The sequence below is a fragment of the Streptomyces antnestii genome, assembly GCF_004005495.1.
Lineage (GTDB): Bacteria > Actinomycetota > Actinomycetes > Streptomycetales > Streptomycetaceae > Streptomyces > Streptomyces antnestii.
The window spans coordinates 48,518-68,496 of sequence record NZ_RZYA01000007.1 but is presented as its reverse complement, the minus strand read 5'-3'; the positions used below and the strand labels follow the sequence as shown (position 1 = coordinate 68,496).

At 68.7% G+C, this 19,979-nt stretch carries 18 protein-coding genes; 13 read left to right on the top strand and 5 right to left on the bottom strand.

Annotated features, from left to right (window positions below):
• Positions 1-4: 4 nt before the first annotated feature.
• Positions 5-646, top strand: a complete 642-nt coding sequence (locus EOT10_RS16625) for a TetR/AcrR family transcriptional regulator (protein ID WP_189491662.1) — start codon at positions 5-7, stop codon at positions 644-646.
• Between the two features lie 98 nt (positions 647-744).
• On the opposite strand, the gene EOT10_RS42590 is transcribed toward EOT10_RS16625, so the two are convergent.
• Both EOT10_RS42590 and EOT10_RS16620 read right to left on the bottom strand, forming a co-directional pair.
• The gene (locus EOT10_RS42590; protein ID WP_262985414.1) at positions 745-873 is read right to left on the bottom strand and encodes a hypothetical protein; all 129 of its coding nucleotides are present in this window, start codon (positions 871-873) and stop codon (positions 745-747) included.
• Positions 874-910: 37 nt separating this feature from the next.
• Positions 911-1,711: an enoyl-CoA hydratase-related protein gene (locus EOT10_RS16620; RefSeq protein ID WP_189491659.1), complete on the bottom strand. Its 801-nt coding sequence runs from the start codon at positions 1,709-1,711 to the stop codon at positions 911-913.
• A gap of 177 nt (positions 1,712-1,888) precedes the next feature.
• Here EOT10_RS16620 and EOT10_RS16615 point away from each other — a divergent pair, with 177 nt between their 5' ends.
• The 12 genes from EOT10_RS16615 to EOT10_RS16560 all read left to right on the top strand — a co-directional run bounded on the left by EOT10_RS16615 (position 1,889) and on the right by EOT10_RS16560 (position 15,597).
• On the top strand, positions 1,889-3,334 hold the full coding sequence (locus tag EOT10_RS16615; RefSeq protein WP_431313294.1) for an aldehyde dehydrogenase family protein: 1,446 nt from the start codon (positions 1,889-1,891) through the stop codon (positions 3,332-3,334).
• A gap of 46 nt (positions 3,335-3,380) precedes the next feature.
• The gene (locus tag EOT10_RS16610) at positions 3,381-5,516 is read left to right on the top strand and encodes an acetate--CoA ligase family protein (RefSeq protein WP_189491656.1); all 2,136 of its coding nucleotides are present in this window, start codon (positions 3,381-3,383) and stop codon (positions 5,514-5,516) included.
• The gene (locus EOT10_RS16605; protein WP_127828998.1) at positions 5,513-6,349 is read left to right on the top strand and encodes an enoyl-CoA hydratase/isomerase family protein; all 837 of its coding nucleotides are present in this window, start codon (positions 5,513-5,515) and stop codon (positions 6,347-6,349) included. Before EOT10_RS16610 ends, EOT10_RS16605 begins: the two co-directional genes overlap by 4 nt.
• On the top strand, positions 6,346-7,266 hold the full coding sequence (locus EOT10_RS16600) for an ABC transporter permease (protein ID WP_127828997.1): 921 nt from the start codon (positions 6,346-6,348) through the stop codon (positions 7,264-7,266). The genes EOT10_RS16605 and EOT10_RS16600 overlap by 4 nt, the downstream gene beginning before the upstream one ends.
• Before the next feature lie 10 nt (positions 7,267-7,276).
• On the top strand, positions 7,277-8,164 hold the full coding sequence (locus EOT10_RS16595) for an ABC transporter permease (protein WP_127828996.1): 888 nt from the start codon (positions 7,277-7,279) through the stop codon (positions 8,162-8,164).
• A 36-nt stretch (positions 8,165-8,200) separates the two neighbouring features.
• Positions 8,201-9,751, top strand: coding sequence for an ABC transporter substrate-binding protein (locus EOT10_RS16590; protein WP_127828995.1), 1,551 nt, complete (start codon positions 8,201-8,203; stop codon positions 9,749-9,751).
• Positions 9,752-9,768: 17 nt separating this feature from the next.
• Positions 9,769-10,779, top strand: a complete 1,011-nt coding sequence (locus EOT10_RS16585) for an ABC transporter ATP-binding protein (protein ID WP_127828994.1) — start codon at positions 9,769-9,771, stop codon at positions 10,777-10,779.
• Entirely contained in the window at positions 10,766-11,770 is a 1,005-nt protein-coding gene (locus tag EOT10_RS16580) for an ABC transporter ATP-binding protein (protein ID WP_127828993.1), read from the top strand. The genes EOT10_RS16585 and EOT10_RS16580 overlap by 14 nt, the downstream gene beginning before the upstream one ends.
• Positions 11,771-11,824: 54 nt before the next feature.
• Complete coding sequence (locus EOT10_RS16575) at positions 11,825-12,229, top strand: hotdog fold domain-containing protein (protein ID WP_189491653.1); 405 nt, start codon at positions 11,825-11,827, stop codon at positions 12,227-12,229.
• Positions 12,230-12,296: 67 nt separating this feature from the next.
• Entirely contained in the window at positions 12,297-12,920 is a 624-nt protein-coding gene (locus EOT10_RS16570) for a helix-turn-helix domain-containing protein (protein ID WP_127828991.1), read from the top strand.
• Positions 12,921-12,964: 44 nt separating this feature from the next.
• Positions 12,965-14,449, top strand: coding sequence for a peptide MFS transporter (locus EOT10_RS16565; protein WP_127828990.1), 1,485 nt, complete (start codon positions 12,965-12,967; stop codon positions 14,447-14,449).
• A 50-nt stretch (positions 14,450-14,499) separates the two neighbouring features.
• Positions 14,500-15,597, top strand: coding sequence for an NAD(P)/FAD-dependent oxidoreductase (locus EOT10_RS16560; protein ID WP_127828989.1), 1,098 nt, complete (start codon positions 14,500-14,502; stop codon positions 15,595-15,597).
• A gap of 357 nt (positions 15,598-15,954) precedes the next feature.
• Here the strand turns inward: EOT10_RS16560 and EOT10_RS16555 are convergent, their stop codons facing one another.
• The 3 genes from EOT10_RS16555 to EOT10_RS16540 form a co-directional block, all read right to left on the bottom strand.
• A complete protein-coding gene (locus EOT10_RS16555; RefSeq protein WP_127828988.1) occupies positions 15,955-16,374 on the bottom strand; it encodes an SRPBCC family protein in 420 nt (139 codons plus the stop codon).
• A 41-nt stretch (positions 16,375-16,415) separates the two neighbouring features.
• The gene (locus EOT10_RS16550; protein WP_127828987.1) at positions 16,416-17,426 is read right to left on the bottom strand and encodes an aldo/keto reductase; all 1,011 of its coding nucleotides are present in this window, start codon (positions 17,424-17,426) and stop codon (positions 16,416-16,418) included.
• 753 nt (positions 17,427-18,179) lie between these two features.
• Entirely contained in the window at positions 18,180-19,904 is a 1,725-nt protein-coding gene (locus tag EOT10_RS16540; protein ID WP_127828986.1) for a flavin reductase, read from the bottom strand.
• Positions 19,905-19,979: the final 75 nt, after the last annotated feature.

Sequence of the window (19,979 nt, the reverse complement as noted above, 5' to 3'; positions counted from 1 at the left end):
GGCTGTGACACGTGGCAACACGGGGGCGGGCGCGCGCCGCCCCGGCCGTCAGGTGATCATCGATGCTGCCGTTCGCTGCTTCTACGAGCACGGTTACGACGGATCGTCGGTCCGGGACATCACCCAGGAGGCCGGTGTGACCGCGGCCGCGCTCTATCACTACTACACGTCCAAGCAGGACCTTCTGATGGAGATCATCACTAGGTTCATGGCCAACTCCATCGAGCGGACGGAAGAGGCGCTGAGGCGGGCCGGCCCGGATCCCGTGGCGCGACTGTTCGCCGCCGCGCAGTCGCATGTGCTCTGGAACGCGTCCGACGTCGCCTCGAGTTTCATCGTCAACAGCGAGATCAGGAGCCTTGACGACGCCAACCGCGAGCGGCACATCGCACAACGGGACACGCTGCAGCGCATGTTCGACGAGTGCGTGCAGGACGGATGCGATCAAGGTGTGTTCGCGGCGCCGTGGCCACGCGAGGCGAGCCGCGCGGTGGTCGTGATGTGTACTTTCGTGGCCCGCTGGTACCGCCCCTCCGGGCCGCTGAGTCCTGATGAAATCGCATGGCGCTACGGACACATGGCCCTGTCGCTGGTGGGCGCGTCCCGGGGACCGCAGTTCGAGGCGCCCACGTACGGGGGAGTGTGACGCGGCAGGTGGAGCGGGCGTCCCGGCGACGGGACGCCCGCTCCACCTCGTGCTCAGTCGCCGAGGTGGAACCAAGAGGTCTTGAGCTGGGTGTACGGCTAGATCGCGTGCGGTGACTTGTCGCGCCCGAAGCCGGACTGCTTGAAGCCGGACTGCTTGAAGCCGGCCTGCTTGAAACCGGCCTGCTTGAAACCGGACTGCTTGAAGCCGCCGAACGGCACGTTCACATCACCGCGGTTGTAGCAGTTCGCGGAGAGGTGGTTGTCATCGCCCCGTGAACCGTGGTGCCCGCTTCTCCATGAAGGCCTGCGCGGCCTCCTTGCCGTCGTCGGACTCCACGCATTCGGTATGGCGCTGTGCCTCGAGGTCGAGTGCGTGACCAAAGTCCACGCGTGTGCTGTCGGCGAGGTTCTGTTTGATGCGTGAGACGGCGAGGGGAGCGGAGGCGGCGATCCGGCGGGCGATGGCCTCCACCTCGGGCAGCAGGTCCGGGCCGGCGAACACGCGTGAGACGAGTCCGATCCGTTCCGCCTCGGCGGCGTCGAACGGTTCGGACACCAGGTACTTCTCCCGGGCCCGGCCGGCGCCGATGATGCGGGGCAGCGTCCATGTTCCGCCGAAGTCGCCTGAGAGGCCTGCGTTGAGGAAGGCCGCGTTGAACTTCGCCGTCGCCGAGGCGTAGCGGAGGTCGCAGGCGCACGCCCACGACAACCCGGCGCCGGCGCACGCCCCGTTGACGGCGGCGATGGTCACGGCCGGCATCTCGTGCAGCAGCCTCGACGTCTCCATGAACTGCCGCAGCAGCTTGGCTCGCGACGCGGGGCCGACGCCCGCGGTGACCGCTCCGCCGGCGCCCTGGGAGAGGTCGCCGCCGGCGCAGAAGGCGCGGCCTGCTCCCGTGAGCACCAGCACACGGATCGTGGGATCGCTGGCGACAGTCTCGAACGTGCTCGTCGCCAGGTGGAGCAGTTCCGCGGTCATGGAGTTGAGCCGGTCCGGTCGATTCAGCGTCACCGTCGCGATGCCGGCCTCCACCCGCAGGTCCACCGGTTTGGTGTCACTCATCATGGGTTGCCTCCGCCAATCGTCAGTTCTAAGCGATCGTTTAGGTCTATACCCCAGTGAATACCGGCCCTAGTCATCGTACGGAGCCCTTGTCTAAGTGAGTGTTTAGTTTTAACGTCACCAACACCCCGCGATCGATCACGCGGTGGAACGGCCGTGCCCTGGAAGGAGGGATTCGTGCCAACGCCCCACCATGGCCAGTTCATCGACGGTGTCACTCGACCGTCACCGGCCGGCGAAGCGCCGCTCATCGAGGTGGAGAACCCGGCGACGCGACGCGTCATCGCGACCGTTGCCGACGCAGGACCCGCAGACGTCGACGACGCGGTCCGGTCGGCGCGCAAGGCGCTCGGGACATGGGCCGCCACGCCCGTGGTGGACCGGGTCGCCGTGCTGCGCCGGGCCGCGAAGCTGCTCGAGGACCGCCGGGAGGAGATCGCCCAGGTGGTGACGGCCGAGCTGGGTGCTCCGATCCGGATCGCCCGCTCCGTGCACGCCCAACTGCCCATCATCGTCACGGCGACGACGGCCGACCTGCTCGCGTCCTACGACTTCGAGCAGCGGATCGGGCACTCGCTGATCGTCCATCAGCCCGTGGGCGTGGTCGCCGCCATCACTCCGTGGAACTTCCCCCTGCATCAGGTCACCAGCAAGGTCGTCCCGGCCTTGGCGGCCGGTGCGACGGTGGTCCTCAAGCCCAGTGAGCTGGCCCCGCTGTCGGCCCTGATGCTCGCCGCAATCCTGACGGACGCGGGCCTGCCCGAGGGTGTGCTCAACGTCGTCACCGGAGGGCCCGTGACCGGCCGGGCGCTGGTGGACCACGACGACGTGGACCTGGTCTCGTTCACCGGATCGGTCGGCGTCGGGCGAGCCGTGGCCGCCGCCGCGTCACGCACCGTCAAGCGTGTGACGCTGGAGCTCGGCGGCAAGTCCGCAAGTCTCGTCCTGCCCGACGCCGACATCTCCACCGCGGTGAAGGTCAGCGTCGCCAACGCGTTCTTCAACTCCGGCCAGGCGTGCAACGCGTGGACCCGCCTCCTCGTGCCGGCCGACCGGCTGGAACACGTCAACGACCTGGCACAGGCGGCCGCCGAGAAGCACACCGTGGGTGATCCGACCGACGACAAGACCCGGATGGGCCCCGTGATCAGCGACCAACAGCGGGAACGCGTACGAGCGTTCATCCGCGCGGGCCTCGGCGACGGAGCCCGACTCCTCGCGGGCGGGGAAACGTCCCCCGATGGATGCGGCGACGGCTACTTCGTACGGCCCACGATCTTCACGGACGTCGACCCGGCGTCCACCCTCGCGCAGGACGAGATCTTCGGGCCCGTCCTGTCGGTCATCGGCTACCGGGACGAGGCCGAGGCCGTCGAGATCGCGAACGGCACCCGGTACGGGCTCGGCGGTTCGGTCTGGTCCGGCGACACCGACCACGCCGTACGGGTCGCCCGGCGCATCCGCACCGGACAGGTCGACGTCAACGGCGGTGCCTTCAACCCCGCCGCCCCCTTCGGAGGGTTCAAGCACTCCGGCTACGGCCGCGAACTCGGCGTGCACGGCATGGCCGAGTACCTCGAACCGCAGTCCCTCCAGCTTCCCGCGGATGCGGGTCGCGACTGAAGAACCTGGTCAGCCACGTGAGTCAGTGAGGACAGGAGGAATCCAGGTGGACCACTACCTCAGGGCACTCTTCGCCCCGAAAAGCATCGCGATCATCGGTGTCTCCGCGACATCGACGCGCAGTGGGAACGAATTCTTCGGCAAGGTACGCGGATACGGCTTCGAAGGCCGCGTGTACGCCGTGGGTCGCAACGGCGGCACGGTCGACGGCGAACCGATCTACCCCTCGGTTAAGGACCTTCCGGAGGTGCCGGACCTCGTCTTCGGCGCCGTCGGAATGCAGGCGACGCCGCAGGCCATGACCGAGGCGGCGGCCGCGGGGGTCAAGGTCGGCGTCGTGTTCACGGCGGGCTTCGCCGAGATGAGCGACGACGGTGCCAGGATCCAGCGGGACATGGTCGCCCGGTGCAACGAACTCGGCATGCGCGTCGTCGGCCCGAACTGCATGGGCGTGTTCAGCACCGGCAGCAGGATGAACCTGACCGACGTCGAACACCTCGCACCCGGCCGGATCGGCTTCGTCTCGCAGAGCGGCAACATCGCGCTCACCCTGTTCGACAACGCCAGGCGGCACGACCTCGGCTTCGAGTCGTTCGTCAGCTTCGGCAACCAGGCCGACATCCCCGCCATCGACTACGTCGAGTACATGGGGCAGGACGACGCCGTCGACGTGATCCTGCTCTACCTGGAAAGTCTCCAGGAGGACGCCGGTGCCGACTTCATCGCCCGGTGCCGTGCCGTCGCCGAGCGCAAGCCGATCGTCGCCATCAAGGGTGGTGTGACCGACGCGGGGCGCCGAGCGGCTGCCTCGCACACCTCGCGTCTTTCGGCCGCCGAGGACATCTACGACGCGGCCTTCGAGCAGGCCGGGGTCGTGCAGGTCCGCGACCTGGACCACGTGATGGCCGTCGCCGAGGCGCTCCTGCGCTGTCCGCCGATGAAGGGCGACAACATAGCCATCGTCGGATCGGGAGGAGGGCACTCCACCGTCGGCACCGACTGTGTCGAGCGAGCCGGGATGACCGTCCCGGCCTTCGACCAGGAACTGCGGGACACCTTTGGCCAGTACCTGCCGCCCTGGGCTCCGATGTCCAACCCTGTCGACATGACCGGTGGGTTCACCGAGGACCTCACCCTGTTCAAGACCCTGATGCGCTACCCCCTGAGCCGCCCGGAGTTCCACGGCGGCCTCAGCTACGGCCTGTACGGCGAAGGGTGGCGCCCGGGCCTCGTCGACGACAACGGACGAACCTTCGAGAGCGCGGCCCCGCTCCTCGCCACCCTGCAGGAGGAGCTGGGCAAGCCGATCGTCTTCTACACGCCCTTCGCGAAGGAACACGAGGAGGCGTTCACCGCGATGCGCCTCAGCGGTGTGCCGTGCTACGGCTCACTCGCGGAGGCGGCGGCCGCCCTCGCGGCACTCAAGGCGCGCGGCTCCTTCCTGGCCCGGACCGAGGGACAGGAAGGGACCGGGCAGGACCAGGCATCGCCGTCCGGGGCCGGCCCGGGGTACGCCCTGACCGAGTACGAGTCCCTCCAGCGGGTCGCGGACGCAGGAGTCACCACGGTCCGTCAGGAACTTGTGACCTCCGCCGAGGAGGCGGTGGCGGCCGGGGAAGCCATCGGATACCCCGTGGTCCTCAAGGCCCAACTCGCCGACGTGGCCCACAAGTCGGACGTGAACGGCGTCCGGCTCGGGCTCTCCTCGGCCGACGAGGTGGCGGCCGCGTTCCGGCAGATGAGCGCGATCCCCGGCGCCGGACCGGGGATCGCCTGCACGGTGTCACAACAGATAGCCGCCGAACGGGAGTTGCTGCTCGGCATCCGCAAGGACGCGACCTTCGGACACACGGTCGTCGTCGGCATCGGCGGCGTCCTGAGCGAGGTCGCGGCCCGCGTCGCCGTGATGATTCCGCCTCTCGACAGCACCGAGTTCGCCCACGCGATCGAGAATTCGCCGGTGGCCGCGTACCTCCGTGCCTGGCGCGGAAAGCCGGCCGTCGACCTCGAAGACCTCCATCGGCAGGTGAGCGCGCTGCACGCCATGTGCCGTGCCGACGCGGACATCGAGAGCGTCGACATCAATCCGCTCACGGTGGTGGGCAGCAGGCTGCAGGCCGTCGACGCCGCGGTCGTTCTGGAGAGCGAGCCGGAAACGGGAGACCCGAGGAGCCGACGATGACCGATGAATGGGTACAGGCCGAACAGTCGCAGGGCGTCCTCACCATCTGGCTGAACCGCCCGGACAAGCTCAACGCCCTCAGCTTCCCGATGTACGACGAGATCGGGCGGCTGGTCGAGCGGGCCGCCAAGGACCACGCCTGCCGCGTGATCGTGCTGCGGGGGAGGGGCCGTGCGTTCTCGGCCGGATTCGATCTGGCCGAGCAGGTGGCGGACGGGGACGCCGAATCGCGGATCGACAGCCTGCGTTCCGGCTCCAACCGGACCCGCTGGACGATCTGGAACTCGCCCAAGCCCGTCGTGGCCGCCGTCCACGGATACTGCCTGGCCGGAGCCTTCGAACTCGCACTTCCGGCGGACTTCACCATCGCGTCCGAGTCCTGTCAACTCGGCCTGCCAGAGGTCCAGTTCGGGGCCGGTATCGCATTCCTCATGGTGCCGTGGATGGTGAACCACAAGCAGGCCAAGGAAGTGCTGCTGCTCGGCGACCGGTTCGACGCCGCCGAGGCCCTCCGCATGGGCCTCGTGTCGGAGGCCGTACCTGACGAACGCTTCGACGAACGGGTGCACGACGTCACCGACCGGCTGCGGAAGCTGCCCTCCGGAGCACTGCGCGCCACCAAGCAGGGCATCAACCGCGCCTACGAGACCGCCGGAATGATCGCGCACATGGACGGCTGGGTGGACACCGCGGCCCACGTGGCCACGTTCGAGGACGAGGTGACCCGAGAGTTCAAGCGGCAGGTCGAGGAGAACGGCGCCAAGAAGGCGGCCGCGTGGCGCACCGAGTACTACCAGCCCACCCCGCGCCCCGTCGAACCTTCCCAGCCATGAGGAAACTCCTGGTCAAGCACATTGCGATCGGTCTTCTGGTCGTCTTCGGCGCGCTCACGCTCACCTTCGTCCTCGTCCGCATGAGTGGCGACCCGACGGGCCTCATCCTTCCCCAGGACGCCAGTGCCGCACAGCGCGCCCAGCTGCGAGCACAGCTGGGGATCGACAAGCCGCTCCTCTCCCAGTACTTCTCGTATCTGGGCGGGGCGGCGCGGGGCGACCTGGGGAAGTCCTACTTCGACAGCTCGTCGGTGTCGGCCGTCGTGCTGCGCTACCTGCCGAACACCGCGATTCTCGCAGCGGCGTCGTTCGCGCTGACCGTCCTGGTCGCCGTACCCCTCGGAACCCTGGCCGCGATGCGGCGGGGAGGTGTACTCGACCGGGTCGTGCAGGCCGTCGCCGTGGTGGGGAACTCGGTTCCGTCGTTCTGGTCGGGGCTCCTGCTGCTCCAGGTCTTCGCCGTCACGCTGGGGTGGCTGCCGACCTTCGGCACGGCCGGCGTCGCGAGCCTCGTCCTGCCGAGCGTCAACCTGATGCTCTACCTCTTTCCGAACATGGCCCGCCTCACCCGCGCCTCCGTCCTCAACGTGCTGCCGATGCCCTACGTCGACACCGCCCGGACCAAGGGGGCAAGTGAAGGCCGTGTCATGACAGTTCACGTACTGCGCAACGCGCTGCTGCCGGTCCTCGCGCTCGGCGGAGTGCAGTTCGGCAGCCTGCTCGGCGGGGCCGTGCTGACCGAGACGGTCTTCGCCTGGCCCGGGGTCGGCACGCTGGCCGTCCATTCGATCAGCCGGAGCGACTTCCCCGTCGTCCAGGGAATCGTCGTCTACGTCGCCGTGATCTTCGCCGTCGTCACGGTCCTGACCGAAGTGCTGGCCCGCGCCGCCAACCCGCGCCTGAGGACAGCGGTGTGAGGAGGAACCGATGACCACGACGCTGGAAGCGAACGCGTCCAAGGCCCGCCCGTCGGTGGGTGTCCGGAGGTTCCGCGGCGTTCTGCGCCATCGCGTACCGACCGTCATCGCGGTCCTCATGGTCGCGGCCTTCGCCGTCATCACCGTCGCCGGGGACAAGCTCGCGCCGATGGACGCCGGCGCGCAGCATCTCAGGGGCCGGCTCCTGCCGCCCGGGAGCCGGACCGCCGCCGGAAGCCATCTGTTCGGCACCGACGCGCTGGGCCGGGACCTGTGGTCCCTCGTGCTGGCCGGAGCGCAGACGATCGTGGTGCAGGCGGCCCTCGCCGTCGTGATCGGCACCGCCGTCGGCGCCCTTCTGGGCCTGTACTGCGGATATCGCGGTGGCCGGCTCGGAGATCTGCTGATTCTGCTGACCAATCTTCAGCTCTCCTTTCCTTTCTTCCTCCTCGCTCTTGCCGTTGTCGGCATTCTGGGGGCAAGCTTCTGGCTCGTCGTATTCGTGGTCGCACTCGCGTCATGGGTCGAAATCGCCCGCGTGGTCCATATCGAGACCCGCGAAGTGTGCCAACTGGAATACATTCTGGCCGTCCGCGTCATGCGGGGATCGGGTCTCCGGATCGTCTTCCGGCACATTCTCCCGAACGTCGCCTCGTCCATCCTGGTCCTGGGCGCCCTCGCCTTCGGCAACGCGATCGTCATCATCTCCGGCCTGGGATTCATCGGCCTCTCGGCGCCGTCCGCCTCCCCGGGATGGGGCGAGATCCTGAGCGACGGACGCGACTACATGGCATCGGCCTGGTGGATCACCATCACCCCGGGAATCGCGATATTCCTCCTCGTTCTCAGCGTCAACATCATCAGTGAAGCGGTCCGTGACCGCTTGTCCCCGAATTAGGTTCCTAGTGCCTGTGCGCAGGTAAGGAGATCCGTAATGAGAGGATCCAGCCGGCTGGTGGCGGCTATCGCCACCGGAACCCTCCTGGCAGGAAGCTCAGCATGCTCCGTCGAAGACCCTTCGGCGAAGGGCGGCGGCGGAAACGGCAGGATAAAGATCGCGCTGAGTGCCGGGGTGGACATGCTCGACCCCCAGCGTTCGGCGAGCGGTCCCGACCTCGCCATCATGAACCAGATCTACGAGACCCTGCTCGACCTCGACAAGAAGACGCACAAGCTGGTCCCGAAGCTCGCCACGTCCTACAAGCTCGTCACCCCCACGACTTGGCGCTTCGAACTGCGCAAGGGCGTCAAGTTCACGAACGGCGAACCCTTCGACGCCGAGGCGGTCAAATACTCGATCGAACGCATCCTGGACCCGAAGACGACCTCGTCGGTCAGCGCCAGTCAGATCGCGTCCGTCAAGGAAGTCAAGGCGGTCGACGAATACACCGTCGACATCGTCACCAAGTACCCCGATCCCGTGCTCCCGCGACGCATGCAGCCCTTCGGCGGAACCGGCCGCGTCTACATCGTGCCACCCAAGTACTTCAGCGAGGCCGGCTACGCCAAGGTCGCCGAGAAGCCCATCGGCACGGGCCCGTACAAGCTGGCCTCCTGGAACAAGGGGCAGTCGGTGACCGTATCGCCGAACACCTCGTACTGGGGCAGGAAGCCGCAGGTGACAGGGGCGACCTTCGTGTTCGTGCCCGAGGACAAGACACGCGTGGACGCCTTGCGCGCCCACGAAGTGGACATGATCGAGCGGGTTCCGGTCGAAGAGGTCAAGCACGTCGACGACGCGGACGGCGTGCACGTGGCATCGAGCCACAAGGGCCTCGTCAACACCGTGCTCCTTGATATGCGAAAGCCGCCCTTCGACAACCCGAAGGTCCGCGAGGCGTTCGCGCACGCCATCGACGTGAAGGGGATCGTCGACGAACTCCTCAAGGGACACGGACGAGTTCTCAATGTTCCGATGGACCCGGACGTCAAGCAGTTCGACAAGTCGATCCAGCCGTACAGCTACGACCCGAAGAAGTCCCGTGAACTCCTCAAGGAGGCCGGGTACACCGGCAAGCTCACCCTCCACACCAAGACTTCGGAGGGTCGCTACCCGGCGGACAAGCAGATCTACGAAGCGATGAACCAGCAACTCGACGCGGCCGGCTTTGACATCAAGCCCCAGACCGTCGAGTGGGGCCGTCTCATCAACCAGATGACGAGCGGCAGCGCGGGCCCCTTCTACATCATCGGCTGGGACTTCGGTGAGGGCGACGCCAGCAAGCTGAACTCCTTCATCCAGTCCTCCGCCACGTCGAGCATCGCCCGGATCAAGGAATTCGACGACCTGTCGGCCGAGGCCGGCCGGACGACGGACGAGAAGAAGAACACCGAGCTCTGGCAGAAGGCCCAGAAGGTCATCCACGACCAGTACGCCGTGGGGGCCATGTGGCAGCCGGACGCCATGTACGGCCTGAGTGACCGCATGGTCTGGACGCCGGAGATGGGTGAGGGAATCACCCTCCAGGACATCAGGCTGAAGTGACCGGCCGAGGAGGGGACATGACGTCAGCCACGCGCGAGAACGACAGTCCACTGCTGACGGTCGAGCAGCTCTCGGTCGAATTCATGACCCCGCTCGGCACCGTCGCCGCCGTGAACGACTTCGGGTTGTCCATCGGCCGCGGCGAGTCGGTGGCCATCGTCGGAGAGTCGGGCTCGGGCAAGTCGGCGGCGATGCGAGCCGTATTGCGCCTGTATCCGGAGAACAGACGCACACGGATCCGGGGAGCGGTCGCCTTCGACGGCGTGCAACTGGCCACCCTGTCGAACCGGCGCATGCGGGAGATCCGGGGCGACCGGATGGCGCTGATCGCCCAGGACGCGCTGTCCTCGCTGAACCCGTCCCTCACCGTGGGCTACCAGCTCACCGAGGCGCTCCGTATCCGCAAAGGCTGGAGCGCGGGACGCTGCCGGAAGCGAGCGGTCGAACTCCTGGACCTGGTGGGGATTCCGTCGGCGGCGGAACGCCTCAAGGACTATCCCCACCAGTTCTCCGGCGGGATGCGGCAACGCGTTCTGATCGCCACCGGACTCGCCCTCGATCCGGACCTGCTGATCGCCGACGAACCGACCACGGCACTCGACGTGACGATCCAGGCGCAGATCCTGCAGCTGCTGCGGGACCTGCGCCAGGAGACCGGGATGGCGCTCGTGATCATCACGCACGACATGGGAGTCGTCGCCGAGATCGCGGAACGCGTCACCGTGATGTACGCGGGCGCCGTGGTCGAGTCCGGCGGCATGCGGGACATCTTCACCTCGCCACGGCACCCGTACACGGAAGGCCTCCTGAACGCCGTACCACGGTCGGACCGGCGCGCGGAGCGTCTCGCGTCGATCCCCGGCTCGCCGCCGAGCCCGACGACGCGGCCGAGCGGATGCCGCTTCCACACCCGGTGCGCCTACGCGCGGGCCGACTGCGCGTCGGTTCCCGCCGGCCTCGAGATCGTCGCACCGGGCCACGCGTCGGCCTGCCGATACTGGAAGGAGAATTTCCATGGTGCCGACTGATCCGGCCGTCCGGGACGAGGCCCGGGTGGCGGATCCCGTGCTGTCGGCGGACGCACTCGTCAAGTCGTACCCGGGCCATGGCAAGGGCGGCCTCATCCAGGCCGTCCGGGGTGTCTCGTTGGAGGTGCCCGCCGGCAAGACCGTCGGCGTCGTCGGCGAGTCGGGATGCGGCAAGTCCACCCTCGCCCGACTTCTCGTCGGCCTGGAGGAGCCGACCAGCGGTTCCCTCTCGGTCGCCGGACACCGCGTGGACGCGGTGGGGCGACGCCGGCGGGACGAGCTGATGCGGCGCGTGCAGATGGTCTTCCAGTCGCCGTTCACCTCCCTCGATCCGCGGATGACCGTCCAGCAGATCATCCGCGAACCGCTCGACGTGCTGCGTTCCAAGGGCCCACGCGCCGAGCGCGACGCACGTGCGGCGGAACTGATGGACGCCGTCGGCCTCCCCGGCTACCTGGCCGACCGGCGGCCCAGCCAGCTCTCGGGCGGACAGCAGCAACGCGTCGGTCTGGCACGGGCTCTGGCCTCCGGCTCGGACGTGGTCATCTGCGACGAACCCGTCTCCGCGCTCGACGTGTCGATCCAGGCACAGGTCATCAATCTGCTCAAGGACCTCCAGGACGAGCTCGGCGTCGCGTACATCTTCATCGCACACAACCTGAGCGTCGTCGCGACCATCTCCGATCACATCGCGGTGATGTACCTCGGCCGCATCGTGGAGTACGGCCCCACCGACACCGTGTACGACGACCCGAAGCACCCCTACACCAAGGCATTGCTGTCGTCGGCGCCCGCACCCGACCCCGACGCGAACGCGCGCGGTGCCCGCATCGTGCTTCAGGGCGACCTCCCCTCGCCCGCCAGGGTGCCGTCGGGCTGCGCGTTCCGTACCCGCTGCTGGAAGGCGAGCGACCTGTGCGCCTCGCTCGACCCCGCACTCGAGCCGGCCGGCGCCGGCGAGCGCACCGTCGCATGCCACTTCCCCGAGTGACCGGGCGCCACCTCTTCCACCTCTTCCACTTCTTCCACGACCAGGAGGCACATGATGGACGGCACCCCGACCAGCACCACGCTCCGTGTGCGACTGCGGGCCGATGACACCAAGTACGCGGGTGGAGTCATCCCGGCCGCGCATTACATGCAGTTGATGTCCGACGCCGGCGCGATGCTGGGTGTGATGCGTGGCGAGTCCGCCGGATACCTCGCCCGCTGGGAGAGCGTCGACTTCACCGCGGTGTGTCACGTCGGTGACTACATCGAGGTCCGCTGCGAACTCATCCGGGTGGGCAACCGGTCCCGCACGATGCGTACCGAGGTCGTGAAACTGATCAGCACAGATCCGGGAGAGCGCGGTCAGACCACGAAGGGGATCGTCCACGAGCCGCCGGAGGTCGTCGCACGAGGCGACTACGTCAGCGTCATGCCGCGTGCTGATCTCGACAGCGAGTAGCGGGATGTGACGCTTCATCACCGAACGGCCGAACGGTGCCACGCGGGCGGGGGAAGGGGCAGGAGCTGTGGTCGACAGCGTGAATCCGGCCGACCGGGCGGCCCGAGAGCCCGCTCGCCTGGTGGGGGCGGAGATCAAACGGCTCCGCACGCGGCATGGTCTGACACTTCGGGACCTGGCGGAACGCTGCGGGCTGTCGGCCGGCTTCCTCTCGCTGGCCGAGCGAGGCATCAACTCGATCTCACTGACCTCGCTCTTCGCGCTGGCCGACGCGCTGGAGGTGGACGCCTCCGACCTGCTGGGCGCCGCCGGCCGTCGAGGCAGGCACGCCTACGCGATCGCTCGGCACGACGACCCGCTCGTCGAGCGGGTGGTGATGGGGGAGCGCGAGCACCGCGTCCTGACCGCGGACCTGGTGGAGCAGCGCATCGAAGCACTGGTCACCAAGGTGCGCCCGACGGACGAGCCGTCACCGTTCACACAGCACGACGGCGAGGAGTTCTGCTACGTGCTGCGCGGCGAGCTGACGTTTCTGCTGCCGGACGAGACCGCTGTGCTCGCCGGGGGCGACTCGATCCACTTCAAGTCCCGGATTCCACACGCCATTCACAACCGCGGCATCGAAGCGGCAGAGGTGCTCTGGGCGGTCGACCGTCCTCTGCTGCGGCGCCCCGACGGAACTCTCTGCTGACCGCGGTTCACCTCCGCGGTGCACACCACCACTGAGAGGCGGCAATGAGCGAACTCGAACTGACGAAGGTTCCATCCGACGAGCGAGGCTTCTTCGGGCATCCACGCAGCCTCGCCACGCTGTTCTTCCTCGAGGCGTGGGAGCGGTTCTCCTACTACGGGATGTCCGCGATCCTGCTGTACTACCTGTACGACCGCACCTCGGACGGTGGGCTCGGCCTCGACAAGCCCACCGCGGCCGCGCTCGTGTCCGTCTACGGCGCCCTGGTCTACATGTCGGGCGTCCTCGGAGGCTGGACGGCCGACCGACTGCTGGGCATGCGCCGCGCGGTTCTGCTGGGCGGATTTCTGATCATGGGCGGTCACCTGGCGCTGGCGGTTCCCGGCGGCCTGCCCGCGCTGCTCGTGTCGATGCTGTTGATCGTGCTCGGCACAGGGCTCCTCAAGCCCAACGTGTCCAGCATGGTGGGTGAGTTGTACGCGCCCGCCGACCATCGCCGTGATGCCGGGTTCTCCCTCTTCTACATGGGCATCAACCTGGGTGCCTTCGTGGCGCCGTATCTGGTGGGCACGCTCGGGCAGCAGGTCGACTACCACCTCGGCTTCGGCCTCGCCGCGGTCGGCATGGCGGCGGGGCTGGCCGTGTACACCCGGGGCCGGAAGAGCCTGGGACAGGCCGGAGACGCGCCGACGCAGGCGCTTCAGCCCGGTGAACTGCGCCAGGTGGTGAGGCGCTCGACCGTGGGTGCCGTCGTGGTGGTTGTCGCGGTGGTGTTGCTCGGCGTTGTGGATTCGCTGACGGTGCAGACGCTGATCAACGTCGTGTCGGTGCTCGCCGTGCTGGTGCCGGCGGGCTATCTGATCATGATGCTGCGCAGCTCGCACACCGATCCCGTGGAGCGGTCCCGGCTGATCGCCTATGTGCCGCTCTTCATCGGCGCGGTGTTCTACTGGGTGGTCAACGAACAGTCGGGTTCGGTGCTCGCACAGTTCGCCGACACACGGACCGACCTCCGGATCTTCGGGATGGCGGTCCCGTCCTCCTGGTTCCAGTCGCTGAACCCGGTCGCCACTCTTCTCCTGGCTCCGGCCTTCGCCTGGCTGTGGATCAAGCTGGGGGACAGACAGCCGGCCACGCCGCGCAAGTTCGCCGTCGGACTGCTGCTCGGCGGAGCCTCGTTCATCCTGATGGCGGGCCCAGGACTGTTGAACGGCGTGCACGAGACCGCCAGTCCGTGGTGGCTCGTCGCGAGCTACTTCATCGTGATCTGCGGTTCGATGTGCCTCTCGCCGGTCGGGCTCTCCGCCACCACCAAACTCGCGCCGCGAGCCTTCCTGGCGCAGATGATGAGTTTGTGGTTCCTGGCCTCCGCGGCGGCGGGAGGTATCAACGCGCAGCTGGTGCAGCTCTACAGGCCCGAGACCGAGGTCGCCTACTTCGCAGGGGTCGGAGCTGCGGTCATGGGGGCAGGGATTGTCATGCACCTGTTGACGCCATGGGTGCGACGACACATGGGAGGCGTGAAGTAGTGAGCGGAACAGAGTCGAGGCAGGAGAGGTCGAGGCAGGAGAGGCGGAAGATGCGCGTAGTGGTGGTCGGGTGCGGCATCGCCGGTGCGGCGGCAGGCTACGACCTGGCGCGGACCGGGGCGGACGTGGTGCTGGTGGACTCCCGGGTCCCGGGGCGCGCGACGTCGGCCGGCGCGGGCATCATCTGCCCGTGGTCGTCCGAGGTGGACGACGAGGACTGGTACCGGATCGCGGTGGCCGGCGCGGAGTACTACCGGGAGCTCCGGGCGGCGCTGGCGACGGACGGTGAGACCGAGTTCGGCTACCGGCAGGTCGGCTCGCTGCGCCTCGTGGAAGAGACCGAGTCCACCGAGGTGCTGAAACGTGTGTCCGCGCGCGCGGAGGAGTCTCCGTCGGCCGGCAAGGTGGAACTGATCGGCGCGCGCCGGGCGCGGGAGCTGTTCCCGCCACTTGCCCACGACGGCCCGGCGATCCATGTTCCAGGGGGAGCACGGCTGGACGGCCGCTCGGTCCGTGATGCCATGTGTCGCGCGGCAGTGCGGCACGGCGCACGGATCGTCGAGGGAACGGCCACGATCGTCGCCGACGGAGCGGTGCAAGGGGTACGGATCGACGATGTCTTCGTCGCTGCGGACTCGGTGATCGTGGCGGCCGGCGCCTGGGCGCCGCAGTTGCTCGAACCGCTGGGCGTCCACATACGGATCGCGCCTCAGCGCGGGCAGATCGCGCATTTGCGGATGCCGGGCGCCGACACGGCGAACTGGCCTGTGGTGCTGCCGCGGTCGCGGCACTACCTCCTGTCCTTCGACGACTCACGGGTCGTCGTCGGCGCCACGCGCGAGGACGACGTGGGCTTCGATCACCGGATCACCGCGGCCGGGATCGCGGAAGTGCTCGGCGAAGCGCTGTCGGTCGCGCCCGGACTGGCCGACGCGACGCACGTGGAGACCCGCATCGGCTTCCGTCCGGTCGGACCTGACATCCGCCCCTTGCTGGGCGAGGTCCCGCAGGTGCCCGGACTTGTCGTGGTGAACGGTCTCGGGGCGTCGGGTCTGATGGTCGGCCCTTACGCGGGCGCGATCGCGGCCCGCCTGGCCCGGCAGGCCGACCCTGAGATCGACCTGTCGCCGTACGACCCTCTGCGCTGAATCGAGCCTCGCAGAGGCGAGCACCGGCAGCCATCAGTTCGTCCGGGCGGTCCGGCTGGATCCGCCCGGACGCAACGGTCATGCCCAGCGCAGCGCGAGCGGTCGTCGCGCTTCGCCGGGTCGATCAGCGGGCCCGGCGAGGCCCGTCGTGGAAGTCCCGGACGACCTGCCTCAGTTGGTCGGGGGGCCGGCCCGCTGCACATGGTGCCCTGGGCTCCGGACTCAGGGTCGGGGATCAGAGTGATCGCCTCCTCGCCGTCGAACACCCGGGCAGGTCCTCGCCCGCGGCCCGGGCACGCGTGGGGCGTGTCCGGGCCGGGCGGGTCGGTGGTGCGGTCTGTGCCTGCGCCTGTGGTGTCAGGCGGTGAGGGTCTTGTGGAGTGCGTCGAGGCCGTCGGCGTAGATGCCGGTGAAGAGGTCGACGACTTCCTGCTCGGTGGCGTGGTCGGGGTTGAAGCGGCCGGACCACTGGACCTCGGCGATGTCGTCGTGGCCGGGGATCGCGTGGACGCGCAGGGTGGAGACGTAGCCGTTGACGGGGAACGGGGCCTGGAGGATGGCATAGCTGTAGTGGCGCTCGGCCTCGTTGAAGTCGACGAGGCGTTCGATGATGACCTCGCCCTCGGCGTTGGCCAGGCGGCGGACCCGACCGCCCTCGAGCGGCGTGCTCTCGGGGATGTAGGGGAGCCAGTCGGGCAGGGCGTCGAAGCCGCCGATGAGGCTCCAGACCTTGTCGGGGGAGGCGGGGACGGTGCGGGAGACGGACGTGGAAGCCATGATCTTTCTCCTGTGCGGACGTGCGTGGGGGGTGGTGGGTGTCAGGCGTTGTTGGGCAGCGGGGCGGCCGGGCTGACGAGGCCGGCGGCGCGCAGCTCGTCCCAGAACGCGGCCGGGACGGTCTCGTTCAGGGCGGCGATGTCCTCGGCGATGCGGCTGGGCCGGGTGGCGCCGGCGACGACGGCGGCGGAGACGGGGTGGGCCAGGGAGAACTGGAGGGCGGCGGCCTTGATGGAGACGCCGTGCTTGTGGGCCAGGGCCTTCAGGCGCGAGACCTTCTCGATGATCTCCGGCGGGGCCTGCTGGTACTCGAAGTGGGCGCCGCCGGCGAGGATGCCGGAGCTGTAGGGGCCGCCGACGACCATGTCGACGTTGTGCTCCTGCGCCATGGGGAGCAGCCGCTGCAGGGCGTGCTCGTGGTCCAGGAGGGTGTAGCGGCCGGCGAGGAGGAATCCGTCGGGCTTCGGCTCGTCCAGGGCGAGGGTCAGCTCGATGGGCTCGGTCTTGTTCACGCCCAGGCCCCAGGCCTTGATCACGCCCTCGTCACGCAGGCGGGACAGGACGCGGAAGGCGCCGGTACGGGCCTCCTCGAACTTCTGCAGCCACAGGTCGCCGTGGAAGTCCTGGGCGATGTCGTGGACCCAGACGATGTCCAGGCGGTCGGTGCCCAGGCGCTTGAGACTGTCCTCGATGGACCGCTCGGTGGCCTCGGCGGTCCACACGTGGAGCATCTTGTTCGGGTTGCCGTGCTCGAACAGGCCACCCTTCTCACCGAGGTCGCGGGCACCCTCCTCCAGCTCGTCGAGGACGACCCGACCGACCTTTGTGGACAGGACGTACTCGCCACGGGGCTTGGCGGACAGGACCTCGCCCAGACGCTCCTCGGACAGGCCCGCACCGTAGAAGGGGGCGGTGTCGAAGTAGCGGGTGCCCTGGTCCCAGGCGGCCTCGACGGTGGCGCGGGCCTCCTCGTCGGGGATCGCGCGGAACATGTTGCCGAGCGGGGCGGTGCCGAAGCCGAGCCGGCCGGGAAGGATCTTCTTGAGCGACATGAAAGTGCCTCTTGCGGGGTGGGGGGGTGCGCCCGCACTTTGAGTGCGTTAGCGCCTTACAAGCGAAGACAATACTTGCATGCGCTGGTTAATGCAAACAGGTGTTATTTGAGGGGTGCGGTGGGTCCCTCGGGTCCCTCGGGTCCCTCGGGTCCCTCGGGTTCGGTCACGCCGCTCAGTGGGCCCCTCGGTCGTGGCCGGTCGCCAGGTCGCAGCCCCGCGTCTCCCGGAAGAACGGGAACGCGAGCAGGACGGTGCACGCGGCTGCGGCCAGGAGCACCGGGCGGCCGGCCAAGCCGGTCGGACAGGGCGCCGAAGAGGGGGACGGTGGCCGCTTCGGCCGCGGCCGCGATGAGCATGCCGGTGAGGAGCGCGCTGCGTGGCAGGCCGACGGGCAGGGCGATGGCCCTGCCATGGTGGCGGAACGACTGCAGGGCGAACACGGTGGACGACGGGACGAGTCCTAGGGGTACGCCCATGTGCGGCAGGCGCCCGGATGCCCAGATCGTATGGGCTGATCCGGCCCTCGGGGCTGATGGCGGTGGCCTCGGTGATGATCAGGCCGGTGCCGTCGGCGGCTCTGTGCCGGGGGCGAAGAGGGGGTCGACGCGGTATGCCTGGTACGTGGCCTGGGACTGGCCCTGCGGAGGGGGACCGGCAGGTCCGCCTCCGCTTCCTGGGCTGACCTGGGACTGTGACCCGCCTGTCCGCCGGTGTCCCTCAGGGATCCATCAGGGATCCGTCAGAGATCTGTCAGAGATCCGGATGCTTCGTCGCCACGTGGTAGTACCCCGAGTGGAACACCAGTGGGGCGCCGCCGTCGGACTCGTACTGTTCGACCTCGCCGAGGAAGATGATGTGGTCGCCGGCGTCGAGGCGCTGGACGGTGCGGCACTGGAAGCGTGCCACCGCGCCGTCCAGGAGGGGGGTGCCGGCGATGCCGTGGGTGGCGGGGGTGCCGTGGAACTTGTCCTCGGCCGGGGTGGCGAACTGACGGGAGAGGTGGTGCTGGTCGGCGGCCAGTACGTGGACGGCGAAGTGCGAGGCGTCGGTGAAGTCCGGGAGGCTCGGCGCGTTCTTGCCAGGGCACCACAGGACGAGGGGCGGGTCCAGGGAGACGGAGGTGAAGGAGTTCGCGGTCATGCCGACGTTGCGGCCGTCGGGGGTGCGGGCCGTCACCACGGTCACGCCGGTGGCGTACTGGCCCAGCGCGCGGCGCAGTTCGCGGCCGTCGAAGCGGGCGGCGTGCTGGGCGCGCTTGTCGGCGAGGAAGCGCTGCGCTTCGCCTTCCTCGAACCACCAGCGGTAGAGCGTGCGCGGGTCGTCGAATCCGGTGGCCAGGGCGCTCGCGACCGAGGGGACCTCGGCAGCCGCCGTGAGCAGGTCGTGGTGGTGCGGACGCAGGTCGGTGAGGAGGGAGTTGGTCCAGCCGACGGCCCATTGGGCCCAGCCGCGCCAGAAGCTGTCGAAGGTGCGCTGCATCCACTGCGGGGTGAACTCGGCGGCGCCGTGGCGCAGGGTGCTGTCGAGGTAGTGGCTCGCGGCCTGGGCAGCGTTGTTCGAACCCTGGCCGGTGATCGGGTCGTTGAGGACGACAGCGTCGGCCATGCCGAGGACGTGCCGGCCGGAGGCCAGGCGGGCGACGGGGTGCCGGACGGTGGGGGTGACCCGGCCGCGCAACACACCGCCGCTGTCCGTGAGTCGGGCGTGCCGGCAGCGTTCGTACTCGTCGGGGAAGAACCGGTGGAGGATCTCCAGCGAGCGGACGAGGTGGGCCTCGGGGGTGACGATGTCGTCCCAGCAGTCCATCGGGCCGCCGGGGACGCCCTCGAAGACCATGATGTCGCAGGGGCCGGTGGTGGTGAGGGCGGGGAAGGTGAAGTACTCGCCGACGCCCGGGACCATGCGGTAGTGAACGGAGGCCTCCCCCTCGCGCGGTGCCGTTCCCGTGACGTAGGTCAGAGCCAGCGCGCGCCGTGGCTTGTCGTACGGGGAGAGCTCGGCGTTGCGCGGGAAGAGGCTGCTCAGCTCGCCCTTGCCCGTGGAGACCACGACGAGATCGTGCGTACGGGCGTACCACTCGAGGTCGGCCACGCCCGCCTCGTGCAGCACGATCTCGCCGCGGCCGCCCTCCGCGAACTGTTCGATCCAGGCGGCACACTTGACGCGCTGGTCGACGGAGTGGGCGGGGCCCTCCAGCGGTGCGCGCCAGGAGACTTCAGGAGTGCCGTGCGGACCGATGAGAGAGAGCGCGATGCCGGTGATGTCCGGGACCTGGCCCTCCCAGCGGTGCAGGCCGAGTTCGCGCTCGCTCTGCAGCGCGGTGTCGAACATGCACTGGCTGGACATGACCGGGCCGCGACGCATCTCGTCGGGGCCGCGGTCGGAGACCAGGGTGACGTCGTAGCCGTGCGCCTGGAGCCCCAGGGCGAGTTGGGCACCCGCCTGCCCGGCGCCGATCACCGCGATCCTTCTCATGGTCCTGCTGTCCTGCTCTCGTTACGTGTGGTGCGCATCACTGACGTTCCATCAGGCTGCTGATGGTGGAGCCTG

What these genes read in the sequence shown, in the direction of transcription:
- EOT10_RS16605 (WP_127828998.1), top strand. Translation starts at nt 5,513, where the DNA reads ATGACCGATGAATGGGTACAGGCCGAACAGTCGCAGGGCGTCCTCACC.
- EOT10_RS16540 (WP_127828986.1), bottom strand. Translation starts at nt 19,904, where the DNA reads ATGAGAAGGATCGCGGTGATCGGCGCCGGGCAGGCGGGTGCCCAACTC.
- EOT10_RS16620 (WP_189491659.1), bottom strand. Translation starts at nt 1,711, where the DNA reads ATGAGTGACACCAAACCGGTGGACCTGCGGGTGGAGGCCGGCATCGCG.
- EOT10_RS16560 (WP_127828989.1), top strand. Translation starts at nt 14,500, where the DNA reads ATGCGCGTAGTGGTGGTCGGGTGCGGCATCGCCGGTGCGGCGGCAGGC.
- EOT10_RS16580 (WP_127828993.1), top strand. Translation starts at nt 10,766, where the DNA reads ATGGTGCCGACTGATCCGGCCGTCCGGGACGAGGCCCGGGTGGCGGAT.
- EOT10_RS16565 (WP_127828990.1), top strand. Translation starts at nt 12,965, where the DNA reads ATGAGCGAACTCGAACTGACGAAGGTTCCATCCGACGAGCGAGGCTTC.
- EOT10_RS16600 (WP_127828997.1), top strand. Translation starts at nt 6,346, where the DNA reads ATGAGGAAACTCCTGGTCAAGCACATTGCGATCGGTCTTCTGGTCGTC.
- EOT10_RS16555 (WP_127828988.1), bottom strand. Translation starts at nt 16,374, where the DNA reads ATGGCTTCCACGTCCGTCTCCCGCACCGTCCCCGCCTCCCCCGACAAG.
- EOT10_RS16585 (WP_127828994.1), top strand. Translation starts at nt 9,769, where the DNA reads ATGACGTCAGCCACGCGCGAGAACGACAGTCCACTGCTGACGGTCGAG.
- EOT10_RS16595 (WP_127828996.1), top strand. Translation starts at nt 7,277, where the DNA reads ATGACCACGACGCTGGAAGCGAACGCGTCCAAGGCCCGCCCGTCGGTG.
- EOT10_RS16590 (WP_127828995.1), top strand. Translation starts at nt 8,201, where the DNA reads ATGAGAGGATCCAGCCGGCTGGTGGCGGCTATCGCCACCGGAACCCTC.
- EOT10_RS16575 (WP_189491653.1), top strand. Translation starts at nt 11,825, where the DNA reads ATGGACGGCACCCCGACCAGCACCACGCTCCGTGTGCGACTGCGGGCC.
- EOT10_RS16550 (WP_127828987.1), bottom strand. Translation starts at nt 17,426, where the DNA reads ATGTCGCTCAAGAAGATCCTTCCCGGCCGGCTCGGCTTCGGCACCGCC.